This window comes from Pseudomonas sp. S3E12, assembly GCF_001702295.1.
In the GTDB taxonomy this organism is placed as follows: Bacteria; Pseudomonadota; Gammaproteobacteria; order Pseudomonadales; family Pseudomonadaceae; genus Aquipseudomonas; species Aquipseudomonas marginalis.
Genome location: NZ_MBDT01000018.1, coordinates 93,913 through 120,213, shown reverse-complemented (window position 1 = coordinate 120,213; position 26,301 = coordinate 93,913). Strand labels below are relative to the sequence as shown.

Annotated in this window: 22 protein-coding genes; 19 read left to right on the top strand and 3 right to left on the bottom strand. The window is 59.4% G+C overall.

Annotated elements, in window-relative coordinates; genetic code table 11:
- The first annotated feature begins 265 nt into the window (after nt 1-265).
- From BB029_RS15300 to BB029_RS32220, 10 genes are all read left to right on the top strand, one after another.
- A complete protein-coding gene (locus tag BB029_RS15300; protein WP_065939838.1) occupies nt 266-1,960 on the top strand; it encodes a ShlB/FhaC/HecB family hemolysin secretion/activation protein in 1,695 nt (564 codons plus the stop codon).
- A gap of 21 nt (nt 1,961-1,981) precedes the next feature.
- The gene (locus BB029_RS15295; RefSeq protein ID WP_065939837.1) at nt 1,982-8,146 is read left to right on the top strand and encodes a DUF637 domain-containing protein; all 6,165 of its coding nucleotides are present in this window, start codon (nt 1,982-1,984) and stop codon (nt 8,144-8,146) included.
- The gene (locus tag BB029_RS15290) at nt 8,143-8,667 is read left to right on the top strand and encodes a hypothetical protein (RefSeq protein ID WP_141696551.1); all 525 of its coding nucleotides are present in this window, start codon (nt 8,143-8,145) and stop codon (nt 8,665-8,667) included. The genes BB029_RS15295 and BB029_RS15290 overlap by 4 nt, the downstream gene beginning before the upstream one ends.
- Before the next feature lie 93 nt (nt 8,668-8,760).
- A complete protein-coding gene (locus BB029_RS32890) occupies nt 8,761-9,228 on the top strand; it encodes a hypothetical protein (protein ID WP_218188807.1) in 468 nt (155 codons plus the stop codon).
- Nucleotides 9,229-9,513: 285 nt separating this feature from the next.
- Nucleotides 9,514-9,819, top strand: a complete 306-nt coding sequence (locus BB029_RS32235) for a hypothetical protein (RefSeq protein WP_083236424.1) — start codon at nt 9,514-9,516, stop codon at nt 9,817-9,819.
- A gap of 740 nt (nt 9,820-10,559) precedes the next feature.
- Nucleotides 10,560-10,946: a toxin glutamine deamidase domain-containing protein gene (locus tag BB029_RS32225; RefSeq protein ID WP_083236423.1), complete on the top strand. Its 387-nt coding sequence runs from the start codon at nt 10,560-10,562 to the stop codon at nt 10,944-10,946.
- Entirely contained in the window at nt 10,946-11,221 is a 276-nt protein-coding gene (locus BB029_RS15285; protein ID WP_065939835.1) for a YrhB domain-containing protein, read from the top strand. The genes BB029_RS32225 and BB029_RS15285 overlap by 1 nt, the downstream gene beginning before the upstream one ends.
- A 124-nt stretch (nt 11,222-11,345) precedes the next feature.
- Nucleotides 11,346-11,615, top strand: a complete 270-nt coding sequence (locus tag BB029_RS15280; protein WP_065939834.1) for a hypothetical protein — start codon at nt 11,346-11,348, stop codon at nt 11,613-11,615.
- Between the two features lie 8 nt (nt 11,616-11,623).
- Nucleotides 11,624-11,911, top strand: coding sequence for a hypothetical protein (locus BB029_RS15275; protein ID WP_065939833.1), 288 nt, complete (start codon nt 11,624-11,626; stop codon nt 11,909-11,911).
- A 478-nt stretch (nt 11,912-12,389) separates the two neighbouring features.
- Nucleotides 12,390-12,920: an SMI1/KNR4 family protein gene (locus tag BB029_RS32220; RefSeq protein WP_083236422.1), complete on the top strand. Its 531-nt coding sequence runs from the start codon at nt 12,390-12,392 to the stop codon at nt 12,918-12,920.
- A gap of 1,458 nt (nt 12,921-14,378) precedes the next feature.
- Here the strand turns inward: BB029_RS32220 and BB029_RS15270 are convergent.
- Together BB029_RS15270 and gspH are read right to left on the bottom strand one after the other, a co-directional pair.
- Nucleotides 14,379-14,990: a type II secretion system protein GspJ gene (locus BB029_RS15270; protein ID WP_065939832.1), complete on the bottom strand. Its 612-nt coding sequence runs from the start codon at nt 14,988-14,990 to the stop codon at nt 14,379-14,381.
- A complete protein-coding gene (gene gspH, locus BB029_RS15265) occupies nt 14,987-15,439 on the bottom strand; it encodes a type II secretion system minor pseudopilin GspH (protein WP_027607548.1) in 453 nt (150 codons plus the stop codon). Before gspH ends, BB029_RS15270 begins: the two co-directional genes overlap by 4 nt.
- 93 nt (nt 15,440-15,532) lie before the next feature.
- Between gspH and BB029_RS15260 the strand changes: the two genes are divergently transcribed.
- On the top strand, nt 15,533-15,964 hold the full coding sequence (locus tag BB029_RS15260) for a type II secretion system protein N (RefSeq protein WP_027607547.1): 432 nt from the start codon (nt 15,533-15,535) through the stop codon (nt 15,962-15,964).
- Here BB029_RS15260 and gspI read toward each other — a convergent pair.
- A complete protein-coding gene (gene gspI, locus BB029_RS15255; protein ID WP_027607546.1) occupies nt 15,951-16,316 on the bottom strand; it encodes a type II secretion system minor pseudopilin GspI in 366 nt (121 codons plus the stop codon). The two genes, BB029_RS15260 and gspI, sit on opposite strands and share 14 nt — an antisense overlap.
- A gap of 148 nt (nt 16,317-16,464) precedes the next feature.
- Between gspI and gspG the strand changes: the two genes are divergently transcribed.
- The 8 genes from gspG (at nt 16,465) to BB029_RS15215 (ending at nt 26,169) form a co-directional block, all read left to right on the top strand.
- The gene (gene gspG, locus BB029_RS15250; RefSeq protein WP_065939831.1) at nt 16,465-16,914 is read left to right on the top strand and encodes a type II secretion system major pseudopilin GspG; all 450 of its coding nucleotides are present in this window, start codon (nt 16,465-16,467) and stop codon (nt 16,912-16,914) included.
- 8 nt (nt 16,915-16,922) lie between these two features.
- A complete protein-coding gene (gene gspK / locus BB029_RS15245; RefSeq protein WP_168166821.1) occupies nt 16,923-17,801 on the top strand; it encodes a type II secretion system minor pseudopilin GspK in 879 nt (292 codons plus the stop codon).
- Nucleotides 17,798-18,868, top strand: coding sequence for a type II secretion system protein GspL (gene gspL, locus BB029_RS15240; RefSeq protein ID WP_065939829.1), 1,071 nt, complete (start codon nt 17,798-17,800; stop codon nt 18,866-18,868). Before gspK ends, gspL begins: the two co-directional genes overlap by 4 nt.
- On the top strand, nt 18,861-19,373 hold the full coding sequence (gspM, locus tag BB029_RS15235) for a type II secretion system protein GspM (protein WP_065939828.1): 513 nt from the start codon (nt 18,861-18,863) through the stop codon (nt 19,371-19,373). The genes gspL and gspM overlap by 8 nt, the downstream gene beginning before the upstream one ends.
- Nucleotides 19,370-21,694: a type II secretion system secretin GspD gene (gene gspD / locus BB029_RS15230; protein WP_065939827.1), complete on the top strand. Its 2,325-nt coding sequence runs from the start codon at nt 19,370-19,372 to the stop codon at nt 21,692-21,694. The genes gspM and gspD overlap by 4 nt, the downstream gene beginning before the upstream one ends.
- Nucleotides 21,695-21,836: 142 nt before the next feature.
- Nucleotides 21,837-23,255 carry a type II secretion system ATPase GspE gene (gene gspE / locus BB029_RS15225; RefSeq protein ID WP_065939826.1) on the top strand — a complete coding sequence of 473 codons (1,419 nt, stop codon included), beginning with the start codon at nt 21,837-21,839 and terminating at the stop codon, nt 23,253-23,255.
- A complete protein-coding gene (gspF, locus tag BB029_RS15220; protein WP_065939825.1) occupies nt 23,255-24,466 on the top strand; it encodes a type II secretion system inner membrane protein GspF in 1,212 nt (403 codons plus the stop codon). Before gspE ends, gspF begins: the two co-directional genes overlap by 1 nt.
- A 518-nt stretch (nt 24,467-24,984) precedes the next feature.
- Nucleotides 24,985-26,169 carry a substrate-binding domain-containing protein gene (locus tag BB029_RS15215; protein WP_065939824.1) on the top strand — a complete coding sequence of 395 codons (1,185 nt, stop codon included), beginning with the start codon at nt 24,985-24,987 and terminating at the stop codon, nt 26,167-26,169.
- The last annotated feature ends 132 nt before the right edge of the window (nt 26,170-26,301 follow it).

Sequence of the window (26,301 nt, the reverse complement as noted above, 5' to 3'; positions counted from 1 at the left end):
TTTCTCTTTTGTTTGTAGGGGAAGAGATTTTTAACGTATGAAAAAACCAGGAAGCACACTTTTCAAGTCTCACTGCCTATCCGATTTCTTCCTTCGACTTACATTGTTCGGAAGCCTCTGACAGTCCTCGAGCGGCTGTGTGACAGGCAGGGCGATGCCGTCAAAAACGCCGAACTTTTTGTAACTTTTCCTCTTTTCCTTAAGCGTTTCAGCCTCGGCAGCATGGGTGCTCTTTCCATTTGAGTACCTGTGTGAGGGTGAAGGGATGCCAGCTGTTTTCCGACCTGCGCTGCTGGGGATGGCGCTGCTTTCAGGTCCGCTTTTTGCCGCGTCCACCGTGTCGCCCGGCGACCGTGAACTGGCCCGTGAGCGTCAGCAAAAAGTGTTGGAGGAACAGCGTCGCCGCCTTGAAGAGTTGCAACACCTGCCGGGCCAGATCACTGCACCAACCGCCCCCGCGCCGCTGGACGACGGCCAGTGCATCACCCTCACGCGCATCAATGTCGAAGGCGCTGCGTTGCTGTCGGCGGCCCAGCGGCAGGCGCTGCTGGAACCCTGGCAGGGGCGGTGCATGGGGGTGCCTCAACTCAACGCAGTGCTCAAAAGTCTCACTGATCATTACCTGCATCGCGGCTACGTCACCACCCGCGCCTACCTGCCGCAGCAGGACCTGAAAAATGGCGAGCTGACCATCATTGTGGTGGAAGGGCGCCTTGAAGGACTCGACAGCTCATCGCTGGCCAGCCCGCTGGAGTCCGCCATGACCTTCCCCGGCACCGTGGGTGAGGTGCTCGACCTGCGTGAGCTGGAGCAATGGGTGGATCAGCTGTCGCGCTTGCCCTCGCGCCAGCCGCAGCTTGAGGTCCTGCCGGGGCAGGCGGTGGGCGGCAGTCGCGTGACGCTTAAAGGCGAGCGCTTCAAACCCTGGCGCGTCTCGGCCAACCGTAACAACCATGGCGATACCAGCACCGGTCGCCAGCAGGCCGGTATCGGCCTGGATTGGGACAGCCCCCTGGGCCTGGCGGATCAGTTGAACCTGCGGGCCAACCGCGACACCGTCAGCGACCGCTGGCGCCATTCCCACAGCCAGAACCTGTTCTACAGCCTGCCGTATGGTTGGTGGACCTTCAATTTCAGCCACGGCCAAAGCTACTACCGCACGCGTAACGACCTCTCCGGGTTTGCCTTTGCGCTGTCAGGTGAAACCTCCAGCCAGCAGTTGCGCGCCGAACGCGTGCTGCACCGCGATAACCTGGGCAAGACGGCATTTAACCTGGGCCTGAGCCATCTGCGCACCCGCAACTACCTGGAAGACGCGTTGCTGCGCACCTCCAGCCATCGCATCACTGAGCGTCAACTGGGCTTCAACCATGGCCGCCGAATCGGCAATGCCTTTCTCAATCTCGATGCCGGTTGGCAACAGGGCATCGGTGCCCTGGACGCCCAGCGCGATCTCTCCAGGCAGCGCGGCGCGCCTACCTCGCGCTATCAGAAATACACCCTGACCCTCAGCTATTTGCAGTCCTTTCGCTGGCTGGGCCAGTACTGGAGTGTCGACAGCCTTGCTACCGGCCAACACGCCGAAGACGAACTCTATGGACCACAACGCCTGAGCGTCGGCGGCCTTGGTGCTGTGCGCGGGTTTCAGCAACAGAACCTGTCGGGCAACAGCGGCGGCTACTGGCGCAGCCAGGTGCGCTGGCGCCAACCGGTTGCCTGGGATGCGCTGCGCCCCTGGGTGCACGAAGTGGGCGTGGGCTTTGGCTACGACGTCGGTGTGATCAGCCGCGGCCCGCATAACCCTGAGGTGGCCGGGCGCCTTACCGGCCATGCCTGGGAGTTCAGCGCACGCGGCACTCACCTTGCGGCGTCGCTGGTGCTCGCCCGTTCCCTGGAGCGCCCGGCCGTCGTTGAGCGCCGCGAACACCCGATCTACGCCCGAATCGAGCTGTTTTTCTAATAACAACAAGGAACCTTGCCTATGGACGTGCGCAGCCCGTTTCACCAGTGCCTGGCCCTGAGCCTGGCGGGAATTATCTTCCTCAACCCCATTGTTGCCGCCGCCGCAGAGCTGAGCGTGGACCCGGCCAGCCCTGGCACCAGCGTCGGCCATGCACCCAATGGCGTGCCGGTGGTGAATATCGCCGGGCCCAATGGCAGCGGGCTGTCCCATAACCTGTTCACCGACTACAACGTCGGCAGCCAGGGGCTGATCCTCAACAACGCCACCCAGGCCACGCAACACACCCAACTGGGGGGTGTGATCCTCGGCAACCCAGGCCTGCAAGGGCGAGCCGCCAGCGTGATCCTCAACGAAGTCACCGGTGGCAACCGCAGCCACTTGGGGGGCTACACCGAGGTGGCCGGGCAGGCCGCGCGGGTGATCGTCGCCAATCCTCATGGCATCACCTGCAATGGCTGCGGATTTATCAATACGCCTCGCGCGACATTGACCACCGGCAAGCCAGTGATCGAGGGTGGGCGGCTGGATCACTTTCGCGTAGAGGGCGGCGATATTGCAGTGGAGGGCGCCGGGCTCAATGCACGCAATGTCAGCCAGTTCGACCTGATCACCCGTACAGCCAAGCTCAATGCGCAGTTGCATGCCGACCACCTCACCGTCATCACCGGCCGTAACGATGTCAGCGCCGACAGTTTGCAGGCCCACGCCCATGCCGAGGATGGCCGGGACAAACCGCAACTGGCCATCGACGCCAGCGCACTCGGCGGGATGTACGCCGGGACGATTCGCCTGGTGGGCACTGAACAGGGCGTAGGCGTAAGGCTGGCGGGCGATATGGCCAGCACCGCCGGCGACATTGTGATCAACGCCAATGGCGGCCTGAGCCTGTCCCACACCACCAGCGTCGGCGCACTCACTGCCAAGGCCGAGTCGATTGACTTGCAGGGCCCGACCTTTGCGATGGGGGATGTCAACCTGCAGGCCCAGGGTGACCTGGTGGTGCGGCAAACCCTGGCCAGTGCCGGGAATGTGAGCGTGGAAGGCGCCTCGGTCAGCAACCAGGGCAAGGTTGTCAGCGGCATCCTGGAAGATCGGCGTATCGCGGGCAAACAGCTGACCATCCAGGCCCAGCGCCTGGATAACCAGGGCGAACTCAACGCCAGTGGCCACCTGGAAATCACCAGCGGCAGCCTCGATAACAACGGCCCGATCGCCGCCGACAGCGCGAGAATCGAAGCTCGCCAGACTCTGAGAAACAACGGCCAGGTCGTCACCGCCCGCGAACTGGACATTGTCGCCCATCATGCCGTCAACCACGCCGGGACGATTCATGCCGAAGGCGATCTGAGCCTCGTCGCCGACACCGTCGACAACAGCGGCAAGATCGTGGGGGCGGGCAGTGAGCTGAATATTGCGGCTGGCACGTTCACCAACGCTGGCGAACTGCTCGGCGACCACCGTCTGCAACTGCAGATCGATGGCGATCTGCAGAACACCGGCCTCATCGCCGCCAAAGGCGATGCCGTCATCAGCGCATCAAACCTCACCCAAGACCACGGCCAGATCCTCAGCGGTCAAGACATCCAACTGCGCGTGCGCGATGTACTGCACAACCTCGGCGTGCTCAGTGCAGCGCGGCATATGCAGATCAATGCCGCTCAGTTGAATAACCATGGGAGCGTCGGCAGCCAAGGCCATTTCCTGCTCACTGCCAACGTCACCAACACCGGCCTGCTGTTCAGCGGCGGCGACCTGCACGTGCGCGGCGAGCATTTCAGCAACCTCGAAGGTGATCTCTACAGCGTCGGTGATTTCAGTTTCACCGGCACGCGCTTCAGTAACCTCTCCGGCAGCGTGGAAACCGAAGGCAACCTGCACATCAACGCCCGCGAGTTCGAAAACGCCCGCACCCACCTTGCCCTCGAACGCGAACTGGTCGGCGGCAGCATCCAGTGGGTCTGCGGCCAGCACTGCGACGGCGACGACAGCTTCAAGCGCGGCACCATCTATATCAGCGAAACCTGGCGCGAAACCGCCGCGCCTAACTCCACCCAGGCCGCGCGACTGGTGGCCGGCAAACACCTGAGTATCGACGCGCATACCCTGGAAAACCGCTACAGCCTGCTCGCTGCCAATGGCGACGTGCACCTCGCCGCCCACCGCCTTATCAACCAGGGCGCGGCCTCCCAGACCGGTACTTCCAGCACAATCATCGGCACCCCCGGGCGCATCGACAAAGCCCTGTGGGACCAGATGGAGTTCCACGACCTGCCGGCCTTCAACAATGCGCCGTTCGACCCGGTGCGCTTTGCCGAACTCAAGGCGCGCTCGACAGGGGAGGGCTTCAGCAACCCCGGCACACTCACGACCTGGCGCGAGGATGGCCGCGCAGTCTATGCCGCCACCCTGCAAGCCGGCGGCAGCCTCAACCTGCAGGCCAGCGAATACCTGCAAAACGGCACCCTGCGTGAAAACACCCTGGCGCAACTGACGGGCGAAACAGGCCACAACCCCAACGACCTCGAACTGAGCCCTGATCGCCTCAGCGAAGACCTGACCCAACCGCCGGAATTCCAACTGCCCAGCGGTGAGTACGGGCTGTTTATCCCCAGCAGGAATCCGGGCAGCCCCTACCTGATTGAGACCAATCCACTCTTCACCCACCTTGCCAACTTCCTCAGTTCCCAGTACCTGCTCGACAAGATCGGCTACAACAACGACGAAGCCTGGCGACGCCTGGGGGACGGCTATTACGAAAGCCGCCTGATCCGTGACGCCGTGCTGGCGAAGACCGGGCAACGCTTCCTCGCCGGGCTGGAGAGCGACGAGGAACAGTTCCGCTACCTGATGGACAACGGCCTCAGCGCCCGTGACAGCCTGCAACTGAGTGTCGGCGTCGGCCTCACCGCGCAGCAGGTGGCGGCCCTGACCCACGACATCGTGTGGATGGAAAAACGCCAGGTGCAGGGCGAAGACGTGCTGGTGCCGGTGCTGTACCTGGCAACGGTCGATGCCCATAACCTGCGGGGCGGCAGCCTGGTGCAAGGCCGGGATGTCAACCTGGTCAGCGGTGGCGATATCGTCAGCGTGGGCACCTTGAAGGCCTCGCAGGATCTGACCGCCATCAGCGATGGCAGCCTGCTCAATGGCGGCACGATCAGCGCCGGTGAACGCATCAGCCTGCTGGCCAGCGACAGTATCCGCAATGCGATGGCCGGTGAGATCCGTGGCAGTCACATCGATCTCACCAGTGTGAGCGGCGACATCATCAACGAACGCACCGCCCACGCCAGACAGCAGGGCGACGGCACCCTTGTCACCCATCTCGACACCGCCAGCCGGATCAGTGCCGGACAGCAACTCACGCTCAATGCCGGTCGTGACATCACCAACCGTGGTGATATCAACAGCGCTGGCGATGCCAGCCTGAGTGCGGGGCGCGACATCAACCTCATCGCCGTCACCGACACCCAACAGGTCCGCACCACGGAAAATGGCGGCCACCGCGTCACCCAACACAGCCGCACTGAACAGCTCGGCGCCAACCTCAACGCCGCCGGTAACGTGAGCCTGCACGCCGGGCGCGACATCACGCTATTGGCCAGCCAGGCCAACGCCGGCAAAGACCTGACCGTCGCCGCCGGTGGCAACCTCCAACTATTGGCCGCCGCCAACGAGACCGATCATGAGGTCAACAGCAAACGCGGCGGCGCCAGGGTCCATGAGCAAACCACCCAGGTCCGCCACGTGGGCAGCCAGCTCACTGCCGGCGGCACCCTTACCGCCAGCGCGGGGCAAGACATCGTGCTGCACGCCAGCCAGGTTCGCAGCGGCAAGGATGCGTATCTGGTGGCCGGTGGGCAGTTGCAGCTGCTGAGTGCCAATGACAGCGACTACAGCCTGTATGACTACAAGAAAAAAGGCAGCTTCGGCGCACTCAAGACCCAACGCGACGAAGTCACCGACCTGCGCGCGGTGGGCAGCCAGGTCACCACAGGCGGCAACCTCAACCTGATCAGCGGCGGCGATCAGCTGTATCAAGGGGCCAGGCTGGAAAGCGCGGCGGATATCGCCATCACCAGTGGCGGGGCGGTGACCTTCGAAGCGGTGAAGGACCTGCATCAGGAGAGCCACGAGAAGACCAACAACAACGCATTCTGGGTGTCATCCAAGGGCAAGGGCAGCACTGACGAAACGCTGCGCCAGAGTCAGCTGGTTGCCGGGGGCAACATTGCGATCAAAGCCGTCGACGGTTTGAAGATCGACATCAAGCAGGTCAACCAGCAGAGCGTCACCCAGTCCATCGATGCGATGGTCAAGGCCGACCCGCAATTGGCTTGGCTCAAGGACGCAGAGCAACGCGGGGACGTGGACTGGCGTCAGGTCAGGGAAGTCCACGACAGCTTCAAGTACAGCCACTCCGGGCTGGGCCCCGCCTCGCAAATGATCATTGCCATTGTGATGTCGGCGGTCATCGGGCCCATGGCAGCGGCAGCCGCGGGGGGCGGCGTCGGCGGCGCCATGGTCGGTGCAGTAGCCACCGGCGCGTCGACCAATGCCGGCGTCAGCGTGGTCAATAACCGGGGCAATCTCGGTGCGGTTCTCAAGGATGTGACGGCGTCCGATGCCATCAAGGGCTATGGGATTTCGGCGATCACTGCCGGGCTGACGGTGGGCCATTTCGATCGATGGACCGGCACCCACACCCAGACCGACATAGGCAAAATTGTTACATCCGGCTCGCTGGGCACCTGGAGCGGTGTCGGCCAATTCGCAGCCAACCAGGCGCTGCAGAACGGCACCTCTGTGTTGCTGAACAAAGCCTTGGGGCAGGGCGGCAGTGTCAGTGACGCGCTGAAAAATGCCTTGTTCAACACCTTGGCGGCCGCCAGCTTCAACCTGGTCGGGGATTACACGAAAAACCTCCTGGCGGACGGCTCGGCCCCGAAGGTGGTGATTCACGCCATGGTCGGTGGGTTGCTGGCAGAAGCCACCGGCGGCGACTTCAAAACCGGCGCATTGGCTGCTGCGGCGAGCGAAGCGTTGGTTGGCCACCTGGATGACTTGGTCAAGGGCAACGACAACCTGCTCACCATGAGCTCGCAGATCGTCGGCGTGCTCGCGGCTGCGGCGCAGAGCGATACGGACGCAGCCAAACTGGAGACCGGCAGTTGGGTGGCGAAGAACGCTACGCAATACAACTACCTGTCACACAACCAACTGGAGCGAGCCGCCAAACAGATAACGCGATGCACCGACGCCTCCTGCATCGAAGACGCGACGCGCAAATTCATAGAACTGAGCCTGCAGCAGGACATTGACGCGATAGTCAGCTGCCAGGCCGACCCCGACTCTTGCGCCGCACGCTCCATGGAAGTCGCCAACACCCAGGCGAACCTCAACGCCATCCGCGATATCGCTGACGACGCCTCGCCTGAGGCCCGGGCAGCAGTACAGAACCTCATCAACGGCAACTACGAATTCCAGGAAATGTTAGCGACCGCCACGACCGAGCACTCGGTGGGTGCGATGGTCGATTCGCTCAAGGCGAAATGGGAACTGAGCGACGCTCAGGCGCAGGACATTGCGGACAATTTGAAGATCGCGCTGGCGGTTGGGGTGGGGACAGCGGCGGGGGTGGTGGCTTATAGGAGGGCTGTGGCGGCGGGGGCAAAAGGAACTGCGAGCGGCTTGCCGTCTGGTGAAACGAAATTAGTCGATAACGGTACACCAGCGGCTGATGATGCGAGTTTTACAGCAACATCCACATCAGGATGGACGAGCATCTCGAGTGACGCTCGCGCGGTGGTCCGGGACGTCGAGTACTATTCAGGTGTGCCGATGCCCTCTAATCAGCGCACGCAACTTGCAGATGAGTTGCGTCAGGTGGATCACACTTATGTCGCGCCCAGAAGCGACTATCAAGCCTTACAGCGTGAATACAATAGCCAGCGAAATAATCTCAAGCGTGAGTGGGAGTTGAATACTGGCTTGATATGGCCGAAGACGGAGAGTGGTGTGGATTTCCAAGCGCACCATGTGATACCACAGCAGTATGGTGGACCTAACCAATGGTGGAATTTGCATCCGGTGCCGGGTGGAAGTGCTCACCAAGGTGGCGTTCATGCCCCAGCAAGTCCAACAACTACAGCATTTCCGCAGAACCCTCCGAGGCGACCATGACCATGTACGAAAAATTAGAAGCCTTCAATGCACTCGCATGCGTGCTATTAGAGCGTCTGACCCCTGTTTCTTCTGGTGACGTGAGTGGGATGCGACAGCAGTGGCCAGCAGCTCCCGATGATTACTTTACTTTTATGCAGGAGCGGGGGCATGGTGAGATAAAGGAGGACGACTGCGTGCTGTCGCTTTTGACTATTCAACCCATATTGTGTCCTGCGGCAGACTACTTTGGTGATGATGGGTTTTATAAAGACGGACCCTATGAATCGGGTGCTAAGGGCGAGGTGTGGCTGTTCGGCTGGGATAGCACCGGGACTGCTTTCGGTTTCGACAGTGGAGACAGCTGGCGATTGTTGGAAATCGACAATATGCGTTGGATAACGCGACTTGACTTGTCGTTTCGTCAGTTCGTCGAAGGGTTGTTGGTTTGTTATCCGCAGCGGCCGATAAGCTTTGCGAATGGAGTTTGGCGCGACTCGGGAGATGTTTCTTACACCCTGTCGGAGCTTCGTTGGTTGTAATGGTGGCTATGAGCTAACCGGTGACTGGGGGCGAGTAGCTATTAAGGGAGAAGCTGTAGATGTAATTGTGGAATATTAGTTGGTCAAAAAGCCATGGATGGAACAGTTCTTCTAAAGTTTGCATGGAGTCGACTTCTAGGAGGTGGCGAAAAATTAATATACTCCTCGAAAAAGATTGCGTTCATTAAAGGTAGACGAGGCCTGATCCCAAGTGGTCCTAAGACGTTAATTACCATGGATAAAGAGTCTAGGATAACTCTTGTTTCGCCAGAGTTTAAGGCGTGTGCCGAATGCTATGTAAAATTAATGATATGTCCTGGGGGTATGAGTCTGGAAGAAATCACTCGTCTTATGACGGTTGTGCTGACTCCAATTGATGTTGCGGGGAGTAGTGTTGCTAATAGTCGTGGAGTAACAAGGAGAGTGAAAGAATCAGGTTGGTTTCTATCTACTGAGGGATATTTTCTTTCAAAAGATATTAGGGAGCATGTTGATTGGTTGGTAAAAAATCACTCCCCATCGAGAATGGTTAAGACTGATTCAGCAGTGGAATGGCGTTAAGGTTACATTAAGGTGTGTCTGGTTTTCCTCGCTGGGCCATAGTAGTCCCGTCCTCTGGCCGGAGTAAATGAGGGCTTTGGCGGATTTGGATTTAGAATGTTCTTTTGATATTTATTCTGTCGGTGACTAGTTTTTGAAGTGAATTGCAAAGCCATGATTTGTTGTTTGTCGCGGGGCTGGCCCTGAGTGACCAATTTTCACAAAAATAGCCCAGCAGTAGTCTAGTATGACTTGAGAAGTACAAAAAGCTCGAGTATTTGTTCTCACTAATAATTGGAATAATAAATGAATGATAGTGCTAAATTAGAATGCTGGAATTTTCAGGTGTTAATGCTTAGTCAAGCATTGTTGGGTGGGATAACTCCAAATTTCCGAATGGTGGTTTTATCCCGTGAAAGTGGTGTTTGGCTGATTAAGTTTTATCTTGAAAAGCATATTGCGGATGATATTTCTGAGATAGAGGATCTCATGTGTCAATACACTGCATATCAAGGGGTGAGCCTGAAGTGCAGGTCGGAAATTTTCGTTGGGAGTGAAAGTCTACCTAGTATGTCTGGGGTTGATAGGGCCGTTTACCGTCGCAAAGAATGATTTCGCAAGGTCAAGGGAGTATCTATTTAGTGTGGGCGTCGAAAGTAATTTCGACTCGAGCCTTTCACTGGGAAAATAATTTGGTAAAAACGTCCTATAACGACATCTGAAAAATATTGCGCAGCAAATTTTACCGATAAGGCAGGCAGTTTGATAACAGCTTTCCCAGCTAAGGCAGCGAACTAATGCGATCTCTCCCAGTGTATGTATGGCGTGAACTTCAATTGGCTATGACGCTGCTGGATGAGAATTCATCTTTAAGGGAGGTTTTTGTGGTGGTTCTTTCGTGGATTAGGGGGAACTACAAATGCTTCCCGGTTGAGCCGTTTCGACCTATAGGTTTGATGAATTTTCGCACATTGATGAGAATTTTATCCCGGTTGACTTTTCATCATTTCTACCTAGCGATATAGCTCATTTGAAGAAATTGATTTTTGGGTATCAAGCTAATTAGGCAGAGGCTATTGCGAGATTTCTACGTGACACACTGGAACAGTTGATAACTGTTGAGGTCGATAGGAAATGCCCTAGGTGTCTATCCGACGGGATGCGAATTTTTATCGGTAGATATAACGGGTTGCTTGCTTTCCAGTGTAACGTCTGTGGTCATTCCACTTACTCAGATAGTTCTAAGGTGGGTAGTGGAGAGTTGGAGTTTGTGAACGAGAAAAAACTACGAGAACTCAACATGATTTAATGGTGAAAAAGCGGCAGGGGTTGCGGACGAAACTGCCGGTTCAATAAGGAATGTCAATCCAGGTTATCCAGGCGCTGGGCGAACTCATAACTGCGTTAATTGTTCAATTGCTACTGATGCTACACTGGCAGGTAATCCAGCATCTGCATTGCCGATAAATTCCACCAAGGGTGTTCCGTTGACCGTGCTGGAGAAGCAATATGGAGCTAAGTTTAGCGGTGTGTCTTCACCCGAAACCATCACCCAGAACATGATTGGTGGCGGGGACGGCGCACGTGGGATTGTGTTTGACTCCTATGGTCCAGGTCAGCCAAGCCATGTATTCAACGTGGTTAATCAGAATGGGGCTATTCGCTATCTCGATGGGCAGACTGGAAAGCCGGCAAATATGAGTGATTTTAAGACATTGCGGCTACTGAGAACTAACTAATGATTACCTACGAATACGCTTTGGAAAGAGCTCAGGAATATTTGAAAGACTCTGAGATTGCTTTGCAGCTAACACATGAGGGCGAGTTCTCTGAGGGATGGTTTTTTTGCTATCAATCTAAAGAGTATTTGGAAACAGGGAGCCTGTCGGCTCACCTGGCTGGAAACGGACCATTCCTGATTGATAAGGAAACTGGAGAGCTTCATGTTTTAAGGACCGCCAAGCCGCTGAAAGAATATCTTGATCACTATGTAATCAGTAAGTCAAAAAAATAAGATTGGTTTTTCGGTGCAAAAGCAACAGTCAGTTCTCCGTTAAAACATGGCGAAACCAAGGTAATCAACGATGTCAGCACGACTCGTGTAGGAAGGTGGATGTCATCCTGATGAGCGGGTGCAGATGCAAAATACAAATAAAGTGATGCAAGGCGCTGGAGGTCAAACCTTTATTTCGACTAATGGCATCTCCGACTTTAAAGAAGCTGCACCCAGAGGCTCTGTCTATGTTGAGTTTGATTTTCCAGCTAACAGCTTGCTTCAGGGCGGGAAAGATGGCTGGTTTAAAATGATTGGCCCTGATGAAGGTAAGTCTCAGCAGTTCTTGCTTAATAAGCAGGGCGGCGAGCATCTTCCGACGGTCAAGAACATTGAAGTTTTAGATAAGAAGTGAGAAGTCTTATGGATGGCTCTTGGTTTAATGAAAGTGTAAAGCCACTTTTGAAGGGGTTTTCTCTAGAGTACTCATCATTTGCTGATGGGGATTTTGGTGACCTTGAAAGGATAGAGCTGGAAGGTTTTAACAAGCTAGGAACTGTCGAATTTTGGTCTAAAGGTTGGGTGGGTATTGATATATATGACTGTGCTCTTGATGAGCAGGTTATGAATGTATTGCTTTCTCCAGAAGAGGAAGAATCTGTTTCTCAGGCATTTGAGAGTTTTGTAAAGATATTGACGCAAGATAGTTGATGGTGCAAAAGGCGCAGCAACGGCTCTAGAGACAACCAGTCCTGTTGTCGTGACTGGGAAGCGCGCAATTGATAAGGCACAAAGTTACGAGGGGGGCTCTTCGAGATGTATATGGTAATGTTCCGTATACGGAGCGGCAGTACACAACTATTGTTAATGGGCAACGGACTGCTGTTGAAGCTAAGTTTGTAGAGGACTGGAGTAGCTTGCTCCGGAATCCTGCTAGCTCAGTTCAATGCAACTTCTCTCGGGTATGGAGTCAGCACGTTTTTGTTGAGGCACGTTACCGACTGTTTACAAACGAGCTGCGCCATTCGTAACCAATCGACCGTACCAGTGGTGAAACAGTAAGCTATAGTGCTGTGCCCATTTATACAGGTACAAACCCAATGCCAACCGGTGTAACGTTGTCTGCTCGTGGGGCAGGCGGTTTTACTCTTGATGTATCAATTCCGAACGTGAGTGGAGTTAAGTAAGAATGATAAATAAACTGATTGCTCTCCTTTCACCACCCTCTCAGCGAATCTTTGATAATGCGGCTTGGGCGACCTTTGAATCTGAGGGAGGACTGCGATTACCGTCTGATTTTAAACAGTTCATATCAATTTACGGATGTGGAGCAGTAGACGATTTCGTATGGGTGTTAGATCCATTTTCAGAAAGCTCAAATTTGAATTTTGACAAAAGCCAATATTTTATAGGCGCGTACGCTGTAATGAGGCAGGAATTTTTATCGGACTATCCAAGACCAGATTACCCTGCGGAAGGCTCTTTTCTTCCTTGGGCGGTAACGGATAATGGAGAAACTTTTGTTTGGTTGGTTGATGGAGAACCAGACTCATGGAAAGTTGCTATTCATAGCTCGGATCAGGGGGAAGAGGAAGTCTACAGCTTCGGCTGTGTTGAGTTTATTTTAAAGCTGCTTAGCAGAGATATTTCGTCAAAAATTCTACCTGGTCAGTTTCCTCCTGTTGATCTAGATAAGCATTTTTTTACAGCTGCTGATTAGGTGCAAAAGGAACTGCGAGCGGCTTGCCGTCTGGTGAAATGAAATTAGTCGATAACGGTACTATCCGACTTCCTTGCCAGATTCAAAGTTATAGGCCTGGCAGTCAGAGATCATAAATTCCGTTAAAAATATGCCGGAGGGATCGGCCAAAGCAGCCGCAGAGAGTGCGCTTAAGGCTGGCAGGGTCGAAGGCCGAATATTCAAATGGCCACAATAGGCTTGAGGTATTTAAGATGAAAGAATGGTCATCGCTGTGCAAATCAAAAGTTGGGGGCGCCGTTGATGTACGGGAGCAATGCGTTATCGCTATGGACGACGGTGTATACAAAATTTCAGACGATCAGTATTTTTTAGCTGACGAGTCTTCTGATGAGGGAGAGGAAAAACTTCGTTTGCTATCCCTCTACTGGGCCTGCAGTGAGCCTGCATTTAGAAGAGCCTACTACAGGGATGTTGAAAATGATGATATGGCCGTATGCCGGCCGCCGCCTGAATTGCTTCCAGTTGGGGCGGGGAGACCTATAGTCAGATAAAAAATGCCCTTAGCTCTCTTGGTTCTGACAAGTTTATGGAGTACGCCTCTTATCGTGTTATGTCTGATGGTGCATTTGTTCATAAGGGCTTAGAAAGTTCATTGGCTGTTTATTATTTTCGCTTGCATGATATTGTTGATGATGAGCTGCCTTACGCGATACTGTGGAAGCTTTCTAGTGTGTGATTTAATGAAAAACAACGTCCTGTTACTGGGTTGAAGCGGTGCAAAAGTCACAGCCACGATTGGAGGTTAAACAGCTTCTACACTTCCGAAGACCTGTGGCGAGTCGGTCCTCGGTCATAATACCCAGATTGGCGTGCGAAATAGAGGGTAAACGGGGTCTGACCCCGAGTGATCCCCGGCGACCACAAAGACGCCGGTGGATTTGGGAAGGTCATGGATGTGATTGCCCCCGATGGTCGTCGGCTTCGCTACGATTCGAATGGAAAATTTATTGGGTTATTGGAGCCGCCGAAGCCATGAGTCTTTTATCAACTGTGATAACAAGCCCCCCAGACCGAGAGAATTGTGTAGTCGAAATTTGGGCGGGGTCGAGTCAGTTGGCTGAGGTACCGCATGAGCCAGGAAGATCAATTGAAATAGAAATTTATTCCGCTATTGAGGGAGGTAAATTGAACTTGAAACTTGAGGATCTTGTGATTGTTTTGCATCAAGCGGCTAAGAATTTAGCTTCTCGAGAGTAAGTTCGCGCAAAATATGAAAGTGATGCTGAGGTATCAACTAGAGCTACCCAGAAGCAGCTCGATGAAAAACTCAAACGTGCTTCTGATTTTGGTGTGGTGACTATAAAGAAAAATTATCCTTTGTTACATTCTGGAGCGGGATAGTTAAGCCTTCTTGGACCGACTGCTTTGCAATGTCTTGCGCTCGCCAGCTACATGAGAAGCGCGTGTGGGGGACGGCTATCTCAGTGGCCCCACCACCTGCCGATACTTCTCCACCCCCTGCGGCGTCTCCCGCACCAAACTGATCTCCAACCCCAACGGATCCTCACGCCGATTCCCGCTCAACTGCCGCCAGCCCTTATCCGCCTCCCACACCCGCACCTGCAAATCACGGACCCCGCTCAACACCACCACCCCATCTTTCGCCGCCGGCAGCGGATAGCGATCCCGCGCGGGTGCGGCAGCGCGATACAAACTGTCGCCCTTGAGCCACCAGCGCACCCGTTGCAGGCCATCGCCGGCGACGGGCGCGCTGCGAATGATGTCCAGCCGAAAGCCTTTGCTGTCGGAACTGCGCACGGTGATCGCCGCCAGTCCATCGAGCTTTTCTGCATTGTTCTTTGAGGGCTCCGGGGCGTTCAGTTCGACGCTGGCGCGCAGGCTGATGTCGCGCTGCAGTTGGTTGAGGGCGCGCAGCAGCACTTCGGTCCGTTCGCTGCTTGCCTGCAGGTGCTGGTCGGCGCGGGTGACGCTGTCCAGGCCGCGCCAGGCGATTACGCTGACCACGGCCATAAGCATGATCGCGACCATCACTTCGATCAGGGTAAAGCCTTGCTCGGAGCGCTTCATGGCTGGCTCACTACGCGCATCAAGCCGGCGGTGTCGCGTTGCAGGCTGAGGCTGTGTTGGCCGTCGGACAGCACGATGCGCACGGGTGGGTTGATCCATTCGGCGTCGAGCACCAGGGTTTGCCGGGGTTCGATATTGATGTGCATCGGCGTGCTTTCCCACAGGCGCGGGCGCAGTTGGGTGTCGCCCTGGAACGCTTCGACGCCGCTGCCATCGTCGGTGCGGCGGTTGAAGCGAAAGCCCTTGGCGTCGGCGCGCCAGGTGATCGGGCGGCCGTCCGCGCGGGCTTCGGCCTGGGCCACTTGCAGCAGTTGGCTCAGGCGCTCGGCGTCCTTGCGCAGCAGGTGCAGCGGGTCGGGCTTGATGGTCAGGCTGATGGCGGCGCTGGCGATGCCGATGATCACCAGCACCACCATCAACTCGATCAGGGTGAAGCCTTGCTGTTTCATCGGTAGGCCCCTCGAAAGCTGGTGAGCTTGTGAAATAAAAACGTGCGAATTGGCCTGTAGGCTGGTGCCATGGACAAACAGGAGGTCCTTCCCATGGCATTCACCCTGCGTTTCTCACCGGCCCACGGTGTGCAGATCGTGGCGTTGCTGGCGGCATTGGCCGGTGTGGCGGTCTGGACGCCGCTGCTGCTGACGTCCGCCGAGTCCCATACGCCCCAGGCCGCGCCCCAGGTGCTGGCGGCGCGCAGCGATAACCCGGCGCTGCAATGGTTTTCCAATGCGCCGGCGGCGTTGCAGGTCAAGGTCTCTGGGGTGCTGGCCGGGGCGCGCGGTGCGGTGGCGATCCTCAGTCTCAACGACGGCCCGCCGCGCAGTTTCCTGCTGGGCGAGCGCCTCAGCCCTGGCGTGCGGCTCACGGCCATCGAAGGCGACGGAGTCGAGATCGAGCGCGGCGGCGAGAAGCTGCGCGTCAACCTCGACAAATTGCCCGATGGGCCGGCCTTGCCGCGGCTCACTCGGCCCTGACCTGTGTCTCCACGCGGGCCAGCGGCGGCGCCTCGCGGCTGGCGTCGAGCACCTGCACGTTGACTTGAAACAGACGGCCATCGCGACTGATGGTCTGCTCGCACCGCAGTTTCAAGCGCCCCTGGTCACAGCTGAAGGTCTTTGTGCCGTCGCGCAAATGCCCCTCCAGGCGCAACTCCGCCAGGCGACTCTGCGCCGCCAGCAACCCCATGGATTTGTCCCGCAGCAGGCCATTGCCCTGGGTCATCAACCCGGCCACGCGGATGGCAGCGGCCATCGCCACAGCGATAATCGCCAGCGCCACCAGCACCTCGATCAGGGTAAAACCTTGCTCCTTGCGACGGCCGTACATGGCGTTCTCAAAGCCGGGAAACAGGCCCGCAGACTAGCGCCGGCAGTTGACCGATTGGCGACCGAAACTCCCGAGGATTTTCAATACGACTGACATGTGTTCTTGCAACACTGCGCCACGAAATGTACCCAAGCCAAGGAATGTCGAGATGGATATCGCGCGCCTAACATCCCCATTGCCAGGCCCTCGCGGCCAGCGTGGCTTCACCTTGATCGAGATCATGGTGGTGGTGGTCATCCTCGGGATCCTCGCGGCGATGGTGGTGCCCAAGGTCCTCGATCGCCCGGACCAGGCGCGGGCCACCGCCGCGAAACAGGACATCGGCGGGTTGATGCAGGCGTTGAAGCTGTATCGCCTCGACCACGGCACCTACCCGAGCATGAACCAGGGCCTGAAAGTGCTGGTGGAGCGCCCGGCGGATGCCAAGAACAGCAACTGGCGCGCCTACCTCGAGCGCTTGCCCAACGACCCCTGGGGCCACCCTTACCACTACCTCAATCCGGGCGCCAACGGTGAAGTCGATGTGTTCTCCCTGGGCGCCGACAGCCAACCGGATGGCGATGGCGTGAATGCCGATATCGGCTCCTGGCAGTTGTAAGGCGCGCCATGAAAGGGTATTCGCCCCCAGCGGCGAAGCAGCGCGGCATGGCGATTATCAGTGCCTTGCTGATCGCGGCGGTGGTGGCGGTGATCGCCGGCGGCATGCTCACGCGCCAGACCGTATTCACCCGCAGCCTGGAAGCCGAACAGTCGCGCGTGCAGGGCCAATGGCTGTTGCTCGGTGGCCTTGAACGCAGCCGGCAGATGCTCTGGGAAGCGCGCCAGAAGGACGTGCTGACCCGCCTTGACCAACCTTGGGCGCGGGCCCAGGCCGGCGTGTTCGAGGGGCGGATCGACGATGAACAGGGCAAGTTCAACCTGCGCAACCTGGTTAACCGCCAGCAGCCCGACGCCGAGCAATTGCAGAGCTTCGAGCGCTTGTGCCGCACCCTGGGCGTGGCCCCGGCCGTGAGCCGGCGCATCAGCCAGCGGGTGATTGCCTCCTACGAACAGAACGGGTTGCCCGCCAAATACCCGATGCTGCGCAGCCTCGACGACCTCAGTGGCCTCGAAGGCCTGACCCCGGAGGTGTTGCAGCGCCTGCAGGCGTACGTCAGCGTGCTGCCCGGCAATACCTGGGTCAACGGCAACACCGCCAGCGCCGAAGTGCTCAGCGCGGTGGTGCCGCAGCTCAGCCTGTCCCAGGCCCACGGGCTGGTGGCCGAGCGCGACAACGGGCATTGGTTTATCAACCGTGGGGATTTCGTCAACCGTCTGCACTTGCCCCAGGTGGAGTTGGAAGCGGTGCAAGTGGGCATTACCAGCGAGTGGTTTCGCCTGCAGGGCCAGGCGCGACGCGAGCGCCGGCGGGTGACAATCGACGCGTTGCTGCACCGCCCCGAAGACCGTGAGCCCAAGGTGATCTGGTCGCGGGTGGGCGTATGAAACGCTTGCGCATTGCCTTGCCGCCGCTGGATCAGGTCCGTGCTGAAAGCCAGGTGAAATTTGCCTGGCTCGAGCGTGGCGTGGTGGTGTCCGAGGGGCAGGAAAGCCTGGCGCAACTGGGCAAGCGCCGGCAGGCGGTGGACTGCTTTCTGCACCCGCATGACAGCCTGCTCACCAGCCTGGAGCTGCCGCCATTGCCCGCAGCAAAAAACCAGGCGGCGGTGGCGTGTGCGGCCCAGGCGCTGATCCTCGGGCCGGTGGAACAGATGCACGTGGCCCACGGCCCGCGCGAAAGCGATGGGCGCGTGCAGGTGGGCTGGGTGCCCAAGGCCGGGCTGGAACGGCTGGGTCAGGTCTTGGCCCAGGTGCAGCTCAAGCTGCGCGGCCTGTACCCGGCGCCCTATGCGTTGCCGGTGGGGGCGGCGGCGTTGGACGACGGCTATCTGTTGACCCGCGACAGCCTGCAACAGGGCGCTGTGCACCCGCTGGGGTTGCAGGCGCTCGACGTGCCGCTGGTGGCAGAGGCGCAGCGTTGGAGCGGCACGGTGCCTGGCTGGGGCTTGCACGCTCGCCTCGGTCAAGCCTCCGGCGCCGGATGGGGCAGGGCGCTGGCCTGTGTGGCGCTGGCCGCTGCCGTCTGGACCGTCGGCCTCAACCTGTATGCCGCGCGCCAGGTCGACGAAGGCCAACGGCTCAAGGCTTTGATGAACCAACAGGTGCGCCAGGCGTTTCCTGAATTACCCGTGGTGCTCAACCCCTTGCAGCAGGCCCGTCAACAGTTGGCCGCACGTCAGAGCGGCGCGGCTGCCGATTCGGGCCAACGCTTCAGCAGCCTGCTGCAACTGGCAGGCAGCAACCTGCCCTTTATGGTGGGCAGCGTCGACAACCTCAATTTTGAACAGGGCACCTTGCACCTGGCGTTACTTGCTGACAGCCGCAACCCGGCGGCCGAGGGCGAGTGGCAGGCCGCGTTGGCCCAGGCCGGTTTTGCCGCCACGCGCGATGAGCAGGGCTGGCGCATCGGCCCGGCGCCGGCCACGGAAAAACCGGAGGCCGGCGATGAATAGGTGGCTGCGCCTGCGCACCCAGGCCCAGGTGTTCTGGAGCGGCCTGGCCCTGCGCGAGAAACGCCTGCTGATCGGCGCCGGGCTGGTGTTGGCAAGCCTGCTGACCTGGCTGGTGCTGGTGCAGCCGGCGTTGAAAAAGATCGACTACTGGCAGGCCGAAACCCCCAGGCTGCGCGCCCAGGCCGAAGCCTTGCAGGTGCTGTTGCAGGACGTCGCCGCGCCGCGCCAGGCCGACGAAGCCGCGTTGCGCCAGGCCCTGGACAGTGCCGGCCTGCAAGGGCATTACCAGGTGCAGGCGCTGGACGCCGGCGGTTGGCGCCTGACCTTCGACAACGCCCCGGCCGACGCCGTGGTGGCCTGGCTGCTGGGTAATCCCCGTTCATTTTCCCTGGAGGTGTCCGAGGCGCGTTTGCAACGTGCTGCGGATGCCGTCGATAACTCGGCCGGCACTGTGTCCGGGACCGTTCGCATGGATCAGGCGCCTGGCGCTAAGGAAGCTTCATGAAGTGGTCAGTCCTCCCTTTTCGCAAGGCCGCGCCGTTGCTGTTGCTGGCCTTGAGTGCGTGCAGCAGCCCGTCAACCACGCCGTTATTGGTGGACAGTGAGCTTGGCCAACCCCTGGCCGATACCCGTCGCAGCGGCGATACCCTGCTGGATCGCCAGCGCGACGAAGCGCCGAAACCGCGGGTCCAGCACCCGGTGACTAACAGCGTCCGTGGCCAGGCCCCGGCGCCGATCAAGGCGCGCAACCCGCTGGGTGACCAGCCGGTGCAGCTCAACTTTGTCGATGCCGATATCCAGGCGGTGGTGCGCGCGCTGTCCCGTGCCACCGGCCAGCAGTTCCTGGTGGACCCACGGGTAAAGGGCAAGCTCACCCTGGTCAGCGAAGGCCAGGTGCCGGCCCATCAGGCCTACGACATGCTGCTGGCGGCGCTGCGCATGCAGGGTTTCAGTGTGGTGGATGTGGGTGGCGTGGCCCAGGTGGTGCCGGAGGCCGATGCCAAGTTGCTCGGCGGGCCGATCTACAGTGCCGGCAGCAGTGGCATGCAGACACGCACCTTCCGTCTGCAATATGAAAATGCGGTGAACCTGATCCCGGTGCTGCGTCCCATCGTGTCGCCGAACAACCCGATCAACGCCTACCCCGGCAACAACAGCATCGTCATCACCGACTATGCGGAAAACCTCGCGCGGGTCGCCCAGATCATCAGCGGCATCGACACCCCCAGCGCCATCGACACCGATGTGGTGCAGATTCAGAACGGCATTGCCGTGGACATCGCCGCCATGGTTTCCGAGCTGCTGGAAACCCAGGGCGCCGACCAGACCCAGAAGATCAACGTGGTCGGTGACCCGCGCTCCAATTCGATCATCATCCGTTCCGGCAGCCCTGAACGTACGGAGCTGGCGCGCAACCTCATCTACAAGCTCGACAATGCCCAGAGCAACCCCAGCAATATGCACGTGGTGTACCTGCGCAACGCCCAGGCGGCCAAGCTGGCCCAGTCCCTGCGCGGGCTGCTCACCGGCGAGAGCGATTCCGGGGTGAGCGACGATGGGCGTGGCAAGCTCAGCGCCATGGGCGGCAATGGCAATAACAGCCAGGGCACGAGTAATGCCCAGAACAGCAGCGGCACGCCCACCGGCAGTGGCGTGCAGTCGGGCTATGGGCAAGCCACCGGCTCCAGCACCGGCACCAGTACTGGCAGCGGCAATACCGCCAACGAGCAGGACACCGCGTTCAGCGCCGGCGGCGTGACCATCCAGGCCGACGCCACCACCAACACCCTGCTGATCTCCGCGCCGGACCCGCTGTACCGCAACCTGCGGGAAGTGATCGACATGCTCGACCAGCGCCGCGCCCAGGTGGTGATCGAAAGCCTGATCGTGGAAGTGGGCGAGGACGATGCCACCGAGTTCGGTGTGCAATGGCAGGCCGGCAACCTGGCGGGCAGAGGGGGCTTCGGCGGGGTGAACCTGGGGGGCAGCGGTGTCGTGGGCACGCCCGCCAGTCCCACCAGCATCGACGTACTGCCCAAGGGCCTGAATATCGGCGTGGTCAACGGCACCGTGGATATTCCGGGGATCGGCAAGGTGCTCGACCTCAAGGTCCTGGCCCGTGCCTTGAAGAGCAAGGGCGGCACCAACGTGCTGTCCACGCCGAACCTGCTGACCCTGGACAACGAAGCGGCGAGCATTTTCGTCGGGCAGACCATTCCATTCGTTACCGGCAGTTATGTGACCGGTGGCGGCGGTACCAGCAATAACCCGTTCCAGACCGTGCAGCGCGAAGAGGTGGGGCTCAAGCTGAATGTACGCCCGCAGATCTCCGAGGGCGGCACGGTGAAGCTGGATATCTACCAGGAGGTCAGCACCGTGGACACACGGGCGTCGGTGTCGGCGGGCACGGTGACCAACAAGCGCGCGATCGATACCAGCATCCTGCTCGACGACGGGCAGATCATGGTGCTCGGCGGGCTGTTGCAGGACGGCTACAGCCAGAGCAATGACGCGGTGCCGTGGCTTTCGGATATTCCGGGGTTGGGGGCGTTGTTTCGCAACGAGAAGCGCAGTGTGAGCAAGACCAACCTGATGGTGTTTTTGCGGCCTTACATCATCCGCGACAGTGGCGCGGGGCGCAGCATTACCCTGAACCGTTATGAGTTTATGCGCCGGGCGCAGAGTGGGTTGCAGCCGGAACACAGTTGGGCGATGCCGGATGTGCAGGCGCCGCAATTGCCGGCGGTGGAGAAGGCGATTCCGGGGGGGCAGCAGCAGGGGCCGAGGGCAGTCATTCGCGCGGTGCCTGTAGGTGCACGACCATGAGCCTGCTGTACGCAGGACCAAATGTGGGAGGGGGCTTGCCCCCGATGAGGGTGTGTCAGCCACAGATGTACAAACTGACCCACCGCTATCGGGGGCAAGCCCCCTCCCACATTTGGACCGCGCTCGGTCAGGAAGATGTCTTGTGAGCCTTCTCCCTTATGCCTGGGCCAAATCCCAACGCATCCTCCTGCGTCCCGGCGACGACGGCATGCTGCTGACCGTCTGCCCCTCCACCCCCGGCTGGTCCATCAGCGAAGTACGGCGCCAGTTCGGCCAGGCCCACCTCGAGCAGGTACGCGACGATGAACTCGACGGCCTCCTCGCCAGTGCTTATGCCGATACGGGCAGCGCCGCCGCTGTGGTGGGCGCGGCAGAGAACGAGGTCGACCTCGACCGCCTGATGCAGGACATGCCCGAGATCACCGACCTGCTCGACACCCAGGACGGCGCACCGGTGATCCGCATGATCAACGCCTTGCTCACCCAGGCCGCGCGGGACGAGGCCAGTGATATTCACATCGAGCCCTATGAAACCCACTCCGTGGTGCGCTACCGCGTCGACGGCACGTTGCGGGATGTGGTGTCGCCGCGTAAGGCGCTGCATGGCGCGCTGGTGTCGCGGATCAAGATCATGGCCCAGCTCGACATCGCCGAAAAACGCCTGCCCCAGGACGGCCGCATCGCCCTGCGCGTGGCCGGGCGGCCGATTGATATTCGTGTGTCGACCGTGCCCACCGGGCATGGCGAGCGCGTGGTGATGCGCTTGCTCGATAAGCAGGCCGGGCGTTTGCAGCTGGAGACCCTGGGCATGGAGCCGCAGTTGCTGGCGCGCCTCGACACCTTGATTCGCCAGCCCCACGGCATTGTGCTGGTCACCGGGCCCACGGGCAGCGGCAAGACCACCAGCCTGTACGCCGCGCTGGCGCGGCTGGATGCGAGCACCAGCAATATCCTCACCGTGGAGGACCCGGTGGAATACGACCTGCCGGGCATCAGCCAGATCCAGGTCAATGCCAAGATCGACATGACCTTCGGCCTGGCACTGCGGGCGATCCTGCGTCAGGACCCGGACATCATCATGATCGGTGAAATCCGCGACCTGGAGACCGCGCAAATCGCGGTACAGGCCTCGCTCACCGGACATTTGGTACTCGCTACATTGCACACCAACGATGCGGTGTCAGCGGTCAACCGCCTGATCGATATGGGCGTCGAACCATTTCTGTTGGCCTCGTCGTTATTGGGGGTTCTGGCGCAACGCCTGGTCCGCCGCCTGTGCCCGCATTGCAAACAGGAAGACCCGGCCGCGCCCGGCACCTGGCGCCCGGTGGGCTGCGCGCAGTGCAACCAGATCGGCTACAGCGGACGTACCGGTATCCATGAATTGTTTTGCGTCGACGACGAGGTGCGCAGCCTGATCCACCAGGGCGCCGGCGAGCAGGATCTGCGCGTGGCGGCGCGCCGTGCGGGGATGTTCAGCATGCGTGAAGACGGCGAGCGCTGGGTGCGCAGCGGCGCCACCGCACCGGAAGAAATCCTGCGCGTGACACGGGACGCCTGATGAATCGCTACCGCTATGAAGCCGCCGATGCCAGCGGCAAAGTCGAGGCCGGGCACCTGGAGGCCGACAGCCAGAGCGGGGCGTTTGCCGTGTTGCGCAGCCGTGGCCTGACCGCGCTGCTGGTGCAGGTCGAGGGCGGCCAGCAAAGCGCCGCCGGCAGCAGCCTGTTCAGCGCCAAGCTCTCGGACAACGACCTGGCCTGGGCCACGCGGCAACTGGCGAGCCTGCTCGGCGCCAGCCTGCCCCTGGAGGCGGCATTAAGCGCCACGGTGGAACAGGCGGAGAAAAAACACATCGCCCAGACCCTGGCCGCCGTGCGTGCCGATGTACGCGGCGGCATGCGTCTGGCGGATGCGTTGGCCGCACGGCCTCGGGACTTTCCGTCGATCTACCGCGCACTGATCGCGGCGGGGGAGGAGTCCGGCGACCTGGCCCAGGTGATGGAACGCCTGGCCGACTACATCGAGGAACGCAACAACCTGCGCGGCAAGATCCTCACCGCGTTTATCTACCCCGGTGTGGTCGGGCTGGTGTCCATCGGTATCGTGATTTTTTTGCTCAGCTACGTGGTGCCCCAGGTGGTCAGCGCGTTTTCCCAGGCGCGTCAGGATCTGCCCGGGCTGACATTGGCGATGCTCAACGCCAGCGACTTTATCCGCGCGTGGGGCTGGCTGTGTTTCGGCGGGATTCTCGGTGGGTTCTGGGGCTGGCGCCTGTACCTGCGCAACCCGGTGGCGCGCTTGAACTGGCACAGCCGCGTGCTGCGCCTGCCGCTGATCGGGCGTTTTGTGCTGGGCCTGAACACCGCGCGCTTTGCATCGACCCTGGCGATTCTCGGCGGTGCTGGGGTGCCGCTGTTGCGGGCCCTGGAAGCGGCGCGGCAAACCCTGTCCAACGAGCGCCTGAGCCAGTGCGTCAACGATGCCACGGCCAAGGTGCGCGAAGGCGTCAACCTGGCCCCGGCACTGGCGGTGGAAAAGGTCTTCCCGCCGGTGCTGATCCACCTGATCGCCAGTGGCGAAAAAACCGGCTCGCTGCCACCGATGCTGGAGCGGGCGGCGCAGACCTTGTCGCGGGATATCGAACGGCGGGCCATGGGCATGACCGCGTTGCTGGAGCCACTGATGATCGTGGTGATGGGCGCGGTGGTGCTGGTGATCGTGATGGCGGTGCTGTTGCCGATCATCGAGATCAACCAACTCGTTACCTGAATGCATGCAGTTGAGAAATGTGGGAGGGGGGTTGCCCCTGATAGCCATGGGTATTTACACAACTTTCAGAGACGGGTGAGTTCCTCTGTGGTGAGCGGGCTTGCCCCGCGTCGGGCTGCGAAGCAGCCCCAGTAAAGCAGAATGCGGTGTATCAGAAACTCTGCTGAGGCTGGTTTTGGGGCAGGCCGATATCGCCGGCTCCCAACCTCGGGTTCCTCATTCCGTCACATCCAGGCCCTGCGCCACAGCCCGCGCCGCCTTGGCGAAACCCACGCTGAAACCTCGCTGTCACCTGCCGCCAAACCGCTCACAATCATGACCAAAACACCCGAGAATCTTTTTAAAAATCAAGCCCTTCCTCCCGAGGTTTTTTCCTTTTGCTGTCATCGGAAGCTGCGAAATTTCCTACCCATGGCCTCACCCCTTGCCACCCCCGAGACACGGCTCGGGACCGAAGCCATGGCGTCATGCAAGAGCCATCTACCCCAACGTACAAACACGACGAAAGGAGATTCTTCATGTTTAAGCGCAACGTTCTCGCGGTATCCATGACCCTCGCTGCACTGTGCTCGGCACAGGCTGCATTCGCTGACGTAAACGGCGGTGGCGCGACTCTGCCACAGCCGCTGTACCAGACCGCCGGCGTCCTGACCGCTGGCTTCGCCCCTTACATCGGTGTGGGCAGCGGCAAAGGTAAGTTGGCGTTCCTGAACAACGACTATAGCCAGTTCGGCACTGGCACCAAGAACGTGCACTGGGCTGGCAGCGACTCCAAACTGTCGGCGGCCGAGCTGCTGGCTTACAAAAATGACCACCAAGCGGCCTGGGGCAAATTGATCCAGGTGCCATCGGTTGCCACGTCGGTTGCCATTCCGTTCAACAAGGCCGGTACCGCGGCGGTTAACCTGAGCGTTAACCAGCTGTGCGGCGTGTTCTCGGGTCGCCTGACCAACTGGAACCAGATCACCGGTTCCGGCCGCACAGGTGTGATCAAAGTTGTTTACCGCAGTGAATCCAGCGGTACCACTGAACTCTTCACCCGCTTCCTGAACGCCAAGTGCAGCGAAGCCAAAACGTTCGCCATCACCACCACCTTCTCGTCGAGCTACGGCAACGTGGCCAATAGCGTGCCGGCCGGTTCCGTGGCCGCGACCGGCAGCCAAGGCGTGATGACTGCGCTGAACGCTACGGACGGTGGTATCACCTACATGAGCCCGGATTACGCCGCGACTACTTTGGCCGGTCTGGATGACGCCACCAAAGTCGCCAAGGTTGCCGGTGTTTCGCCTGCGCCTGCCAACGTGTCGGCCGCTATCGGTCAGATCCTTGCTCCAACCCAAGCCCGCCCTAATGGCACGTTCATCGACGCCACCAACCAAGACAACTGGGTCCCAGTATTTGCTGCCACCGCGAGCGGCTCAGCCACCTTTGCTTACCCAACTACCGGCTACCCGATCCTGGGCTTCACCAACGTGATCTTCAGCCAGTGCTACGCCGACGCTAATCAAACCACTCAAGTGCAAGACTTCTTCCTGCGTCACTACGACAGCGTTGATAACAACGACGCTGCCATCAGCGCCAACCGCTTCGTACCACTGCCAAGCAACTGGAAACAAGCGATCACCGACACCTTCGCTACCGCTTCCAGCGCGCAAGGCATCGGCAACACCAGCGTCTGCAACGGCATCGGTCGTCCGCTGTAACCCAAGCGTTCAACGACCCGCAACACCTGATCAGCAACGGCCTATGCCGTTGCTGATTTTTTTGCGTTAGCAGCCGTATGTGAACTTTGCATGACAGAAGTTCAGTCGCGCTCCTCGCCAACCGCCTAACCC

Excerpts from the sequence above, each read along its gene's own strand:
- gspL (WP_065939829.1), top strand. The coding sequence starts at position 17,798 with ATGAAACGCTTGCGCATTGCCTTGCCGCCGCTGGATCAGGTCCGTGCT.
- BB029_RS32890 (WP_218188807.1), top strand. The coding sequence starts at position 8,761 with ATGGATGGAACAGTTCTTCTAAAGTTTGCATGGAGTCGACTTCTAGGA.
- gspG (WP_065939831.1), top strand. The coding sequence starts at position 16,465 with ATGGATATCGCGCGCCTAACATCCCCATTGCCAGGCCCTCGCGGCCAG.
- BB029_RS15285 (WP_065939835.1), top strand. The coding sequence starts at position 10,946 with ATGATTACCTACGAATACGCTTTGGAAAGAGCTCAGGAATATTTGAAA.
- BB029_RS15215 (WP_065939824.1), top strand. The coding sequence starts at position 24,985 with ATGTTTAAGCGCAACGTTCTCGCGGTATCCATGACCCTCGCTGCACTG.
- gspK (WP_168166821.1), top strand. The coding sequence starts at position 16,923 with ATGAAAGGGTATTCGCCCCCAGCGGCGAAGCAGCGCGGCATGGCGATT.
- gspD (WP_065939827.1), top strand. The coding sequence starts at position 19,370 with ATGAAGTGGTCAGTCCTCCCTTTTCGCAAGGCCGCGCCGTTGCTGTTG.
- BB029_RS15300 (WP_065939838.1), top strand. The coding sequence starts at position 266 with ATGCCAGCTGTTTTCCGACCTGCGCTGCTGGGGATGGCGCTGCTTTCA.
- gspH (WP_027607548.1), bottom strand. The coding sequence starts at position 15,439 with ATGAAACAGCAAGGCTTCACCCTGATCGAGTTGATGGTGGTGCTGGTG.
- BB029_RS15275 (WP_065939833.1), top strand. The coding sequence starts at position 11,624 with ATGGATGGCTCTTGGTTTAATGAAAGTGTAAAGCCACTTTTGAAGGGG.
- gspM (WP_065939828.1), top strand. The coding sequence starts at position 18,861 with ATGAATAGGTGGCTGCGCCTGCGCACCCAGGCCCAGGTGTTCTGGAGC.
- gspF (WP_065939825.1), top strand. The coding sequence starts at position 23,255 with ATGAATCGCTACCGCTATGAAGCCGCCGATGCCAGCGGCAAAGTCGAG.
- gspI (WP_027607546.1), bottom strand. The coding sequence starts at position 16,316 with ATGTACGGCCGTCGCAAGGAGCAAGGTTTTACCCTGATCGAGGTGCTG.
- BB029_RS32220 (WP_083236422.1), top strand. The coding sequence starts at position 12,390 with ATGATAAATAAACTGATTGCTCTCCTTTCACCACCCTCTCAGCGAATC.
- BB029_RS15260 (WP_027607547.1), top strand. The coding sequence starts at position 15,533 with ATGGCATTCACCCTGCGTTTCTCACCGGCCCACGGTGTGCAGATCGTG.
- BB029_RS15280 (WP_065939834.1), top strand. The coding sequence starts at position 11,346 with ATGCAAAATACAAATAAAGTGATGCAAGGCGCTGGAGGTCAAACCTTT.
- BB029_RS15290 (WP_141696551.1), top strand. The coding sequence starts at position 8,143 with ATGACCATGTACGAAAAATTAGAAGCCTTCAATGCACTCGCATGCGTG.
- BB029_RS15270 (WP_065939832.1), bottom strand. The coding sequence starts at position 14,990 with ATGAAGCGCTCCGAGCAAGGCTTTACCCTGATCGAAGTGATGGTCGCG.
- BB029_RS15295 (WP_065939837.1), top strand. The coding sequence starts at position 1,982 with ATGGACGTGCGCAGCCCGTTTCACCAGTGCCTGGCCCTGAGCCTGGCG.
- BB029_RS32235 (WP_083236424.1), top strand. The coding sequence starts at position 9,514 with ATGAATGATAGTGCTAAATTAGAATGCTGGAATTTTCAGGTGTTAATG.